At 66.1% G+C, this 11,633-nt stretch carries 11 protein-coding genes; 7 read left to right on the forward strand and 4 right to left on the reverse strand.

All coding sequences use genetic code 11. The annotated features are described in order from the left end of the window. The first annotated feature begins 4 nt into the window (after positions 1 to 4). Genes AC56LH_RS00540 through AC56LH_RS00560 form a run of 5 tightly spaced genes read left to right on the forward strand, consistent with a single transcriptional unit; the run spans position 5 to position 3,575 of the window. A complete protein-coding gene (locus AC56LH_RS00540) occupies positions 5 to 874 on the forward strand; it encodes a thiazole synthase (protein ID WP_499643110.1) in 870 nt (289 codons plus the stop codon). After that, positions 871 to 1,614, forward strand: coding sequence for a bifunctional hydroxymethylpyrimidine kinase/phosphomethylpyrimidine kinase (locus tag AC56LH_RS00545; RefSeq protein ID WP_499643112.1), 744 nt, complete (start codon positions 871 to 873; stop codon positions 1,612 to 1,614). The genes AC56LH_RS00540 and AC56LH_RS00545 overlap by 4 nt, the downstream gene beginning before the upstream one ends. 10 nt (positions 1,615 to 1,624) lie before the next feature. After that, the gene (gene thiE, locus AC56LH_RS00550; protein ID WP_499643114.1) at positions 1,625 to 2,239 is read left to right on the forward strand and encodes a thiamine phosphate synthase; all 615 of its coding nucleotides are present in this window, start codon (positions 1,625 to 1,627) and stop codon (positions 2,237 to 2,239) included. Between the two features lie 38 nt (positions 2,240 to 2,277). After that, entirely contained in the window at positions 2,278 to 2,991 is a 714-nt protein-coding gene (locus tag AC56LH_RS00555; protein WP_183556881.1) for an ion channel, read from the forward strand. A 59-nt stretch (positions 2,992 to 3,050) separates the two neighbouring features. Next, positions 3,051 to 3,575 (forward strand): GNAT family N-acetyltransferase, encoded by a 525-nt coding sequence (locus AC56LH_RS00560; protein ID WP_499643116.1) that lies wholly within the window; start codon positions 3,051 to 3,053, stop codon positions 3,573 to 3,575. Here AC56LH_RS00560 and AC56LH_RS00565 read toward each other — a convergent pair. From AC56LH_RS00565 to AC56LH_RS00580, 4 genes are all read right to left on the reverse strand, one after another. Continuing rightward, on the reverse strand, positions 3,570 to 4,697 hold the full coding sequence (locus tag AC56LH_RS00565) for a metallophosphoesterase (RefSeq protein WP_499643118.1): 1,128 nt from the start codon (positions 4,695 to 4,697) through the stop codon (positions 3,570 to 3,572). The two genes, AC56LH_RS00560 and AC56LH_RS00565, sit on opposite strands and share 6 nt — an antisense overlap. Before the next feature lie 184 nt (positions 4,698 to 4,881). Further along, complete coding sequence (locus AC56LH_RS00570; RefSeq protein ID WP_499643120.1) at positions 4,882 to 6,480, reverse strand: TonB C-terminal domain-containing protein; 1,599 nt, start codon at positions 6,478 to 6,480, stop codon at positions 4,882 to 4,884. Positions 6,481 to 6,486: 6 nt separating this feature from the next. Then, complete coding sequence (locus tag AC56LH_RS00575) at positions 6,487 to 8,193, reverse strand: Hsp70 family protein (protein ID WP_499643122.1); 1,707 nt, start codon at positions 8,191 to 8,193, stop codon at positions 6,487 to 6,489. A 106-nt stretch (positions 8,194 to 8,299) separates the two neighbouring features. Then, complete coding sequence (locus AC56LH_RS00580) at positions 8,300 to 8,902, reverse strand: hypothetical protein (protein WP_499643124.1); 603 nt, start codon at positions 8,900 to 8,902, stop codon at positions 8,300 to 8,302. 151 nt (positions 8,903 to 9,053) lie between these two features. Between AC56LH_RS00580 and AC56LH_RS00585 the strand changes: the two genes are divergently transcribed. Continuing rightward, a complete protein-coding gene (locus AC56LH_RS00585; protein ID WP_499643126.1) occupies positions 9,054 to 9,452 on the forward strand; it encodes a hypothetical protein in 399 nt (132 codons plus the stop codon). A 405-nt stretch (positions 9,453 to 9,857) separates the two neighbouring features. Further along, positions 9,858 to 11,633, forward strand: coding sequence for an ice-binding family protein (locus tag AC56LH_RS00590; RefSeq protein WP_499643128.1), 1,776 nt, complete (start codon positions 9,858 to 9,860; stop codon positions 11,631 to 11,633).

Raw genomic sequence — 11,633 nt, forward strand, 5'->3', positions numbered from 1 at the left:
TGTCATGAACCAACTCGTGCAGCAAAACATGCAACAAAACACGCAATCAGACGTACAGCAAGCGCTACAACCAGAAGCACAACCAGACGCACAACGCGACCTGCTCACCATCGCCGGGCGTGCCTACCACTCGCGCCTGCTGGTGGGCAGCGGCAAATACCGCGATCTGGCGCAAACGCGCGAGGCCACGCTGGCGGCCGGCGCCGAGATCATCACGGTGGCGATCCGCCGCGTCAACATCGGCCAGGATCCGAACGCGCCCAGCCTGCTCGACGTGCTGCCGCCGTCGGAGTTCACCATCCTGCCCAACACGGCCGGCTGCTTCAATGCGAAGGACGCGGTCTACACGCTGCAGATGGCGCGCGAGCTGCTGGGCGGGCGCAACCTCGTCAAGCTCGAAGTGCTGGGCGACGCCACCACGCTGTTCCCGCACATGCCCGAAACCCTCAAGGCGGCCGAAACGCTGGTGCGCGACGGCTTCGACGTGATGGTCTATTGCAGCGACGATCCGATCCAGGCCCGGATCCTGCAGGAGATCGGCTGCGTGGCCGTGATGCCGCTGGCGTCACTGATCGGCTCGGGGATGGGCATCCTCAATCCGTGGAACCTGTCGCTGATCATCGAGCAGGCCACGGTGCCGGTGCTGGTCGACGCTGGCGTGGGCACGGCGTCGGATGCGGCGATTGCGATGGAACTCGGCTGCGACGGCGTGCTGATGAACACCGCGATTGCCGGCGCGCGCGACCCGGTGCGCATGGCGCGCGCGATGAAGCATGCGGTGCTGGCCGGGCGCGATGCCTATCTGGCGGGGCGCATGCCCAAGCGTTTCGCGGCCTCGCCATCGTCGCCGGTCGAGGGCAAAGTCACCCCATGACACCCTGCGTGCTGGTCTTCGCCGGGCTGGACCCCTGCGGCGGCGCGGGCCTGGCGGCCGACATCCTGGCCATTGCCGCGCAGGGCGCCCACGCGCTCCCGGTGGCCACGGCGCTGACCTGCCAGGACAACAACCGCGTGTTCGACGCGCACCCGGTCGACGCCGGCCTGGTCACGCGCCAGGCCGCGCCGCTGGTTGCGGCTTTCGACATTCGCGCCGTCAAGCTGGGCATCCCCGGCAACGCGGCCAATGCGGCGGCAATCGCGGCCATCATCCGTGACCTGCGCATGCGGCAACCCGATCTGCCGGTGGTGCTCGATCCGGTGCTGGCCAGCGGCCATGGCGATGCGCTGGGGCGGGACAGTGCCAGCGCCGCCTTGGTCGATTTGCTGACGCTGGCGACGATCGTGCTCCCCAACCTGCCAGAGTGCGCTGCGCTGGACATGCCAGGCACGGTGCAGATGCTCGTCACGGGCGGCCATGCGCCGGGCGACACGGTGATCAACCGCTGGCTGCAGGACGGTCAAGTGTTGCGCGAGTGGCACTGGCCGCGCCTGCCAGACACCTACCACGGCAGCGGCTGCACGCTGGCCGCCGCACTGGCGGCGCGCGTGGCGCTGGGCGAGTCGATGGCCATCGCCCTCGAGCGCGCCCAGGCCTACACACACGCCACGCTGGCACAATCGTTCGCGATCGCGCCGGGCCAGCGCATCCCGCGCCGCCTGCCTCAACCACATTGAAGGAGCCACCATGCAAGGCCTGTATCTCGTCACACCGAACTGGAACGACACCGAGCGGCTGCTGGCCGCCACCGATGCCGCACTGAGCGCCGGCGCCGCGCTGGTGCAATACCGGCACAAGGAGGCAGACGCGCGCCTGCGCCTCGAACAGGCCACGGCGCTGCTGGCGTTGTGCCGCCGCCACGGCTGCCCGCTCGTCATCAATGACCATCTCGACCTGTGCCAGGCGATCGATGCCGATGGCGTGCACCTGGGCCATACCGATCAGGCGCTTGCCGCTGCCCGCGCGCTGCTGGGCCCGGACAAGATCGTCGGGGCCTCGTGCTATGGCGACCTGGCGCTGGCGCGCGCCGCGCGCAACGCCGGTGCCAGCTACCTTGCCTTTGGCGGCTTCTATCCGTCCCCGGTGAAAAAATACACGTTCGTGACGCCGCCGGCACTGCTCGACCAGGCGCGCGCCGAGTTCACGCTGCCGCTTGTCGTCATCGGCGGCATGACACCGGCCAATGCGGCGCCACTGGTCGCGCGGGGTGCCGACATGGTCGCGGCGATCACCAGCGTGTACGGCGCGGCTGACCCGCACACGGCCGCGCACGCATTCGGGAGCCTGTTTTCGGCCGGCTGAACCTACAATGGCAGTACTTACGACTTTGTCCTGCCGCCATGATCGCTCCACGCCTGTTCATCCACACCCGCCGCCATCCGTCCGCCATCCTGCTGCTGGTGCAGCTGCTCGGCATGCTGTCGTACCCGTTCATCGAAGGCACGCGCGCCGGCCAGGTGGCGTTCAACTGCTTCGGTATCGTGGTGCTGGCGTTTGCCATCCGCATGGTGCGGCGTACGCCCGGCGAGGTGCGCGTGAGCTGGGCGCTGGCGGTGCCGATCATCGCGCTGCTGCTGGCGCAGATTCTGCTCGGCTACAACCATCTGCTGGCCTGGTCGTCCGGGCTGGAGGCCCTGTTCTACTTTTACGCGGCCGGCAGTCTGATTGCCTACATGATGGAAGACGAACGGGCCACGACCGACGAGCTGTTCGCAGCCGGCGCCACGTTCACGCTGCTGGCCTGGGCCTTCACCCACATGTACATCCTGCTGCAGGAGGTCCAGCCCGGCACCTTTGCCGCCGCTGTCAACGCGGGCGCGCCGCGTACCTGGACCGAACTCAATTACCTGAGCTTTGCGCTGCTCTCGAGCACGGGCATTGGCGACGTGATTCCGCTGACCCCACCGGCGCGGGCGCTGGCCAGTGTCGAGATGCTGGTCGGTCTGATGTACCTGGCCGTGGTCGTGGCACGGCTGATCGCCTTCACGACACGCAACCGGATCGAAGTGGGCCGCGCACGCAAGCGCAAGCTGGAAGAGTGGGAGCAGGATTGAGCGACACGACAGAGATTGCTTGCTAGAATCGTTCTCCAACGACCAACAGGAGCACGTGCATGGCGCACCAACTGGCTGCTTTCACGATTCGCCATTGTTCACCCAACGAATGGCCGGCCTACCGCGCGCTCCGTCTGCGCGCGCTGGAAGACGCCCCCGACGCTTTTGGCAGCACCCTGGCCGACGAATCCCCGCGGCCGCCCGAAGAATGGGCGGCGCGCCTGACCCGTGCGGCCACGTCCGGCATCGACCATCCACTCGTGGCCCACGTCGCTGGCCAACCCGCCGGGCTAGCCTGGGCGAAGGTTGACGCGGACGACCCGGCCCTCGTGAACCTGTTTCAGATGTGGGTGGCGCCCGAGGCACGCGGGCAGGGTGTGGCCGCGGGCTTGCTGGCCGAAGCGGTGCACTGGGCGCAGGCGCGCGGTGCCACTGCGATGCAGCTTGGTGTCAATTGCGCCAACGATGGGGCAGTGCGCCTGTACACGCGCGCCGGGTTCGTCGCCACGGGATGGCAAGAGCCGATGCGGCCCGGGTCGGATCAGGTCGAGCAGCGCATGCGGCTGGTCATTGCAGGATCATGAACGGGCAGTCTGACGCCGCAGCGTGATCCGCGTCAGTTCGGACGGCACGCCCAGGCGCAGCGCGAACCCCGGCCACAATGCGGTGCCGTTGTTCAGGTACAGCGTCATTCCATCGACATCGTAGCGGCCCGACACGAAGCCGTTGTTGGCGCGCGCCACTACCCGATCGAGCCCGACGATCATCCCGCCGTGGGTGTGGCCGGATAGTTGCAGCGCCACGCCGCGGCTGGCGGCGTGGCGGGCATTGCGCGGCTGGTGGTCGAGCAGGATCACCGGTGCGCCGGCCGGCGCGCCGCGCAAGGCCGCGTCGACGTCGGGCGGCGCCGCGCCGGTCTGCGGTGCGGTCACGTCGTTGACACCGGCCAGCACCAGCTGACCGGCGCCGCGCTTGAGGACGGTATGGCTGTTGTCCAGCGGCCTCATGTTCAGGCCCGCGAAATACGCCATCCACGCCTTGTGGCCGAAAAAGTACTCGTGGTTGCCGGGAATGACCCAGACGCCATCGGGTGCGCGCAGGTCGCGCAGCGGCGCCACGTCGCGTTCGCGGTGCGCGATGTTGCCGTCGATGAGGTCGCCGGTAATGACGATCAGGTCGGCGTCCAGCGCATTGGCGTCGGCGACGACCTTGCGCGTCCACGGCGCGTCGAACAGGCGGCTGATGTGCAGGTCGGTCAGGTGCACGACCTGGTAGCCGTCGAATTCGTGCGGCAGGTTTTTTACTTCGATCAGCACGTCTTCGAGCGACGGCGACTTGATCGCCTGGTTCACGCCCAAAGCGGCCAGCAGCGCGGCGGCAACGGCAATCCCGTAGCGCACGCGCGGCGCAATCGCCACGCGCCGGCGCCGGATCGCCATCGCAATCAGCGCGCCGGCGTCGACCAGCAACTGGAACACGGCCAGCAGCAGGATCGCGCCGAAGCCCCAGTTGAACAGGATCACCAGCCCTTTCGGGAACTCGGGCGAAAACACGCTGCCTGACGACAGGCGCGACCACAGGTGGTACTGCGAGACCAGCACCAGCACGACGGCGCTGGCTACTTTGGATTTCGTGGACAACGGCAGCGGCCAGAGCCAGCGCACCAGGACCAGCAGGCAGGGAAGGCTGAACATCAGATGAAACATCAGCTACGCTCCGTTCGTGCCGGGAAGCGGCCTGCAGTTGCTGGAGTGCTACGCGGGCGCGTCATGACGCCCACGGAATGGGGAGAGTAAATATGCATCGTGCGGTCTGCCTGAACAATCGAACCGGCAAGCATAGCCTAGATTGGCGGCGCGCACAGGCGGCCGCTTACGCTTCGCGTGGAGGCTACTGCGTGCGATCGGCCTCGGTGCGCCGCGTTTGCGTGATCGTGGTGGACCATTCCACGTCAAAACTGCGCGCCGTGCTGGCCGGGAACGGCTTGGCTGTGCGCAGGGCATGTTCGAATGCGTGGTCCAGCCGCGGCTCGCCCGATCCCTTGATCTGCTTGAACCGCACGATCATCCCGTCAGCGTCGAGGTAGACGCGATAGTGCAGCGCCAGTTTGCCCGGTTGTGCGAAGCGGGTCGGCTGGTAGTCGACGGGGGGAATGTGCTGGCCCAGCAGTTTGGCACCCGGGGTTGTTCCGGCGCTGGCTTGCTGCGGTGCCGGCGCATTCGCGTTCGCCGCTTGCTGCGCCGTGATGGTCGCCGTATAGCTGACCTCGAACTCGGCCGGTGTTTTTGGCGGGAACGGCGTGGCGTTGCGCAGCGCCTCGGCCACTGCTTCGTCGAAGCCCGGCTCACCCGAGGTCGAGACATTGCGTGTCTGACTGACCCGCCTGTCCGCATCCAGGAAGACCCGCACCCGCGTATCGAGCACGCCGGGCTTCGTGCCGGGCGACGGCTGGTAGCGCAGTGGCGGGACGTGCGCGTCCAGTACCTGCTGGCTGATCGCCGGCGTCGCCGGTGTGGGGTCGGTTGCCTTGAACACTGCATACAGCAGCAGCGCCGTCACGACGGTCAGCGCCACATTGCGCGCGATGACCCACAGCCGGGTGGCCAGCGATCGGGGTTGCACCGGCACGGCAATCCCGTCGTCGATGTCGAATGCGGCCCCTGGTTGTGCGCCAAAGTGCGCCTGGTAAGCGCTGCGCCACTGCTCGACGTCATCGAAGCTGACCAGGATGCGCATCATGTGAGGGAACCGCGCCACCATCGTTTCGACAATGCGCATGTCGTTGCGCAGGCGCTGTACGGTGGGCGCGCCGGTGTCGCGCAGTGCGCGTGCGGCGCGGCGCATGGCGGCCTGCCGGGCCGGTGGCTGCGTGGCGAACAGGCGGCGCTCGGCCAGCGCCCGGTCGAGCACCAGGCCGGCATGGCCGAATACCAGCAGTCGCTGCGGGTCCGCATCCCAGCCGAATACCGTCAGCGCCGCCTCGAACAGGTTCTCGTGGCCGGGCCGCCAGCCATGCGCCAGCACGGTGGCGATGATCGCCTCGAACACGATCCGTGCGTCGATGTTGATCAGGTCATCGTCGTCCAGCCTGCGCCGCAGCAGCGCCTCGTACGGGTCGGGATTGTTCTGCGCCGGCTGCGCGAGCAAGTCTTGCATCTCCGTCGCCAGGCGTCCGAAGGCGGCTTCGCCCAGTGCGCGTGGATCGACCGCATCGACTGGCTCGGGCGCGGCAGGCGTCTCTGGCACAGTATCGGCAGCCGGTGGCGGCGTCATGGCCGTGGCTGCCTCCGGCGGGGCCCCGGCTTCACGTTTTTTCCACGCGGCCCAGGCCAGCGCCTCTTCGTACACCGCGCGCAGGTCCTGAAAGCCCTGTGCGTCGTGTTCCTGGTCGATGGTTTTCAGGCGCCGGGCGTAGGCGCTGCGGATGTCGCGCTCGCGCGCTTCCTGATCCAGTCCGAGCGCGTCGAGAAATGCAAACGTGGCGGCCATCGGCGGCTATGCCTCGGGCAGCAGGAAGCTCTGGTGGTCGAAATAATCGAGCACCTGGCGAAACACGTCGACGGCCGGTACGATCATGCGCCGCTCCTGCGTGCCCAGCGCCTGCTCGAAGCGCGCGATTTCGCGCCCCAGGCGTTCGCGCTCGTCGCCCCGCAGTTGCTGATACAGGCGTTCGCCGCGCGCGAGCAGCGTGCGGTTTTCCATGTGATCGCGCGGGTGGATCTTGAGTTCGGACAGCGCCTGCAAGCGTTGCGCGATTTCCGGCGCGCTGAGCAGCCCCGGATTGCCTTCGATGACAAGGGTGTGCACGTCGCGCGTACGCACCAGTGTCGCCTCCACCTGCAGCAGGCCGTTCACGTCGTAGGTAAAGCGCACGTCGACACCCTCGTCGCTGCCGGCGGCGAGCGGAATGGTCAGCGCGCCGAGCTTGATATTGTCGCTCGCCATGCGCGCTTCGCCCTGGTAGACCACCAGCTCGATGACGCGCTGCGTGTCCTGGAGCGGGAAGTAACGCTTGACGCGGCTGGCCGGGATGACCGTATTGCGTTCGATGACCGGATCGAAATGGCCGTGCGAGAAATGGTCGGCATCGACCTGCATTGTAGTGGCCACGCCCAGCGAATACGGGGCAACGTCGGTCATCACCACTTCGTCCAGCGCCGCATCCTTCATCTTGAGCCCGGCCTGTACGGCCGCGCCCAGCGCGACCACCTGGTCGGGATCGATGTCGCAGGCCGGGAAGCGGCCGAACATGCGCGCGGCCATCTTGCGCACCAGCGGCATGCGGGTGGCGCCGCCGGCCAGCACGATATTGTCCAGTTCGGCGATCGGCAGGCGCGCGTCGCGCAGCGCCCGTTCGACCGGCGCGCGCAGGCGTGCCAGCAGCAGTGCGCACAGCTTTTCAAAGCCCGCCTCGTCGAGCTCCAGTGCGTACTGCGCGTCGCCGTTGGCCACGCGGATGGTGGCGCGTGGCCCCTCGCTCAGGGCGCGCTTGGCCAGTTCGGCCTGCGCAGCCAGGCGCTGCATGAAATGCGCGTCCGCACGCAGCGTGGCCGGCACGCCGGCCGCAGCGAAGAAATGCCCGACCAGCGCGGTGACGAAATCCTCGCCGCCCAGGTAGTTGTCGCCAGCCGACGCGCGCACTTCCATCACGCTGTCGAACAGGTCGAGGACCGACACGTCGAAGGTGCCGCCGCCCAGGTCGAACACGAGGAATTTCGATTCGCCGTCGCGCAGGTGGATCCCGTAGGCGAGGGCGGCGGCGGTCGGTTCATTGAGCAGGCGCTCGACCTTCAGACCGGCCAGTTCGCCGGCGGTGCGGGTGGCCTTGCGCTGCGCGTCCGAAAAATACGCGGGCACCGTGATCACCGCTTCGGTGATTGGATGGCCAAGGGCGGCTTCGGCGTCTTCCTTCAGCGAGCGCAATACCAGCGCGGAGAGTTCTTCGGGACGAAACGCGCGCTTGCCAAGATAGAGGGTCTTGTCGCTGCCCATCAGGCGCTTGAAATTGGCAGCACTTGCCTGCGGATGGGTTTGCAGACGTTCGCGCGCAGCCTGGCCAATCAGGATCGCACCGTCGTCATCGACGCTCACGCAGGAAGGGGTCAGCATCTGCCCGAGACTGTTCGGGATCAGACGCGCCGCGCCGTTGTCCCATACCGCGATCAGACTGTTGGTGGTGCCAAGATCGATGCCGACAATCATTCCGTTTTGCTTTCCAAAAAAACCATTCTGGGGTGCAAATCATAGCGTAGCAGCACGGTCCCGGGATGACGCACGCAGCGTTTATCCACACAGCATGATGCAGGCATCACGCCGCATCGCGCTCCGCGCGCACCAGCTGACGCAGCCGCGCCACGGCGCGCGCGCCCGGATAATCGCGCGCGCGACCGGAGCGTCGGTCGTAGTCAGCGGGGCGGTAGCTGATCGTGCGCCGTTCGATCGTATCGATGTAGCGCGGATTGTCCCTGACAAAGCATGCAAATGCAGTCTGCATGCGCGGATCGAGCGTGGTCAGTGCCGCATCGATCAGCTCGATGATCTCGTGGACATATTCGCCGATCAATTGCACGACAAACGGCGCCATCCAGTCTTGCGGGTTGGCCAGCAGGTGGCGCAGGCATTCTTCACGGACATGGCCGTCATGGTGGCGCGTGCCCAGGCACCACAGCATGGCGTGTTGGCGTGCATTGAGATCGCCAGTCGCTGCGAGCAGGGAGGCGTCAAAATACAAGCGTGTCGGGAGGGCCAGCTTCTCACCGGCCAATGCCACGATGAAGTGCAGGTGAGCGGGATGTGGATGCCAGACGTCCGTGGCGCAAAGCGCCTGGGCGTCGACGCGCAAGGCGCGTGGAAATGCATCGGGAAGCTCAAGCGGGCATGGTGCAGTGTGCACCGGCAAAGGATCGGACATGGTGTTCTCCAGGTGACCCTGCGGATGGCGCAGGGAACGATGGTATCGCATCCTGTGCAAGAATGCCATGCACCGGGTACGGACCCGCATCTGGTAACGTGTCCGATCAGAGTGATGTGGGAATACGGCGCTTCGCCAGAATTGGATTGACATGCACTACATCGATTTCACCACACTGCGCCAGCTGGCGTTGGCGTCTTCAGCGATAACAAAGCCGTGCAGCTGCGCGGCCCTGCCATTGCAAGCCTGGACTGCGCAGCCACTGACCCTGGAGCTGGACTGCTTCGAAGAAGTCGGCTCGCTGTTCGCCGATCCGTACGACGAGCCGACCTTCGCCGAATACCACCCGGCGGGCACCCGTTACGAGAGCGCGGATGCGCCCATCGCGCCGCGGTTTTATCCGGCCAACCGCTGCAGCGTGGCACGCTGCACCAGGTGTAGCCGTCACTACCTGCGCTATAACGAGGCTGGCGGTTATTTCACCGAGTTGCGCATTCGCGCACTGCAGCCCGACCTGCTGGTGGATGCGCCAGCCCCGGATCGTCTGTAACACCCGCCAGTCACCTCGTCCACGCAACGGATGCTTCTGTGAGTGTAACCGCTTGTCGATCAAAAAATCGGCAGGCTCTGGTTGTTCCCTCCCCAAAGATAAGGTCGCCTGCGAACCTTTGTTCGCCCATTGCAGGGCTCGTCGCCCTCTGTCCTGAGACCTTTTCCCAGTGAACTAACACAAAATAGCGATTCAAAGTGGATATATCTTTTGGGAAACTATTACTGTGCATAAGCGCGCTACCGCACGGTTCTCACCATCTTTACAACAGATAGTCGGTTCCGGTTCGCGTATTTGCACTGCAGGCGCTGCCGCAGTTTCCGTCCTCGTGCATGAGCCCATGCAGAGCAGCTCCGGGAACTTTCTCCAACAGGAATACATATGATACAAACCGTGAGACGCTCCATGAAACGCCTCTTGTGCGGCCTCGGCCTGGTAAGCGCCGTGCTTGCTGCAGGTTGTGGCGGCGGTGACCAGGGTCGCGATCCGGTCCTGGGATTGCCGGCGACAAGTCTGGTCAGCGTGGCGGTGTCGCCAACGACCGCGTCGGTGGCAATCGGTGCAACCCAACAATTCACGGCCACGGCCGCCTATTCCGACGGTTCGGCGCGTGATATCACGCTGCTTTCGGCGTGGACCTCGGCCACGCCGGCCGCCGGCACGGTCGATGCCGCACGCGGTATCGCAGTCGGCGTTGCTGCCGGCACCTCGGTGATCACCGCTGCCTTTGAAGGCAAGAGCGGCTCGGCAACCCTGACGGTCCTGCCCGCGCGGCTGGTATCGCTTGCCGTCGCCCCGGTGAACCCGTCGATCAATATCGGCAATACCCAGCAGTTCGTCGCGCTTGGCACGTTCAGTGACAACACGACGCGCGACATCAGTGCGGTATCGACCTTCAGCTCGGCCTCCACGAATGTGGCGTCGGTCGTGGCCAGCACCGGTCTGGCACTGGGCAAGGCGCAGGGGACTTCGGTCATCAGCGCATCGTCCGGCGGCCTCACGGGCAACGCCACGCTGACGGTCTTGCCGGCGACACTGGTGTCGCTGGGGCTCACGCCTGCCGTGAACAGCCTCGCCGTTGGTGCCACTGCCCAGCTGACCGCATTGGCAGGCTATTCGGATGGCTCGGTCGTCGATGTCACGGGCGCGAGCACGTATGTGTCGGCCAGCACGGCGCAGGTCGCCGTCGCCGCCAGCGGCGTGATCACCGGCGTCGCGCCGGGTACGTCGGTCATTACCGCCAGCTTCGGCGGCAGGACGGCCACGGCGAGCGCCACCACGCTGAACGGCGCCGTGCTGCCTGGCGTGACCATCTCCCGACTCGTTGTCACACCGGAGATCGGCACCGTCCTCGTCAACGGCAGCATGCCATTCGCTGCCACGGCCTTCTACTCGAACAACACGAGCGCCATCGTTACCACGGCCGTCAGCTGGACATCGTCTTCGACGGCGATCGCTACTGTGCTGCCTACCGGCATCGCCACTGGCGTGTCCGCCGGCAATGTGGTCCTGACCGCAGCACTGGATGGCGCATCGGGCACGGCCAATCTGACCGTGTTGCCTGTTGTGCCCGCCACGCCGGTTGCTTCCGTCAACCTGCGCTCTGCAGCGACGTTCGGCGTGCTGGCCGGTACTGCGCTGACCAATAATTCGGGCGGCACCACGCTCATCACTGGCGACGTCGGTTCGCCGTCGCAAACCACCGCGCCGGTCGTGGCGCCCGGTTTCACCAACTACCAGTCGGGTGCAATTCTGCAGACCGCACTGAACGACCTGCAACTGGCCATCGTCGACGCCAACAGCCGACTGTGCACGATTACTTTCGCAGGCGACATCGACTTCGGCGGCCTGGTGCTCACGCCTGGTGTGTATTGCTATGCTGGCAAGATCAACATCACGGGGAAACTGACGCTGAATGGTGCTGGTGTGTATATCTTCCGCACCGCGCAGACGCTCGATACGGCGGCGAACTCGGAAGTGGAACTCATCAACGGCGCCACGGCCGACGACGTCACGTGGGTGCCTGTGGGCGCAACCACCGTGGCCGCGAACAGCACCTTCAAGGGAACGGTTCTGGGGCAGGCTGCCGCGATCACCGTGGGCGACAACGCCACGCTGCTCAATGGCCGCGTCCTCTCGGGCGTCGCCGTCACGCTGCTCAATAACCGCATCACCAAATAA

It is taken from the genome of Telluria sp. LT1R51-2 (assembly GCF_059685775.1).

Coding starts and splice junctions, on each gene's coding strand:
- AC56LH_RS00540 (WP_499643110.1), top strand. CDS start 5: ATGAACCAACTCGTGCAGCAAAACATGCAACAAAACACGCAATCAGAC.
- AC56LH_RS00545 (WP_499643112.1), top strand. CDS start 871: ATGACACCCTGCGTGCTGGTCTTCGCCGGGCTGGACCCCTGCGGCGGC.
- thiE (WP_499643114.1), top strand. CDS start 1,625: ATGCAAGGCCTGTATCTCGTCACACCGAACTGGAACGACACCGAGCGG.
- AC56LH_RS00555 (WP_183556881.1), top strand. CDS start 2,278: ATGATCGCTCCACGCCTGTTCATCCACACCCGCCGCCATCCGTCCGCC.
- AC56LH_RS00560 (WP_499643116.1), top strand. CDS start 3,051: ATGGCGCACCAACTGGCTGCTTTCACGATTCGCCATTGTTCACCCAAC.
- AC56LH_RS00565 (WP_499643118.1), bottom strand. CDS start 4,697: ATGTTTCATCTGATGTTCAGCCTTCCCTGCCTGCTGGTCCTGGTGCGC.
- AC56LH_RS00570 (WP_499643120.1), bottom strand. CDS start 6,480: ATGGCCGCCACGTTTGCATTTCTCGACGCGCTCGGACTGGATCAGGAA.
- AC56LH_RS00575 (WP_499643122.1), bottom strand. CDS start 8,193: ATGATTGTCGGCATCGATCTTGGCACCACCAACAGTCTGATCGCGGTA.
- AC56LH_RS00580 (WP_499643124.1), bottom strand. CDS start 8,902: ATGTCCGATCCTTTGCCGGTGCACACTGCACCATGCCCGCTTGAGCTT.
- AC56LH_RS00585 (WP_499643126.1), top strand. CDS start 9,054: ATGCACTACATCGATTTCACCACACTGCGCCAGCTGGCGTTGGCGTCT.
- AC56LH_RS00590 (WP_499643128.1), top strand. CDS start 9,858: ATGAAACGCCTCTTGTGCGGCCTCGGCCTGGTAAGCGCCGTGCTTGCT.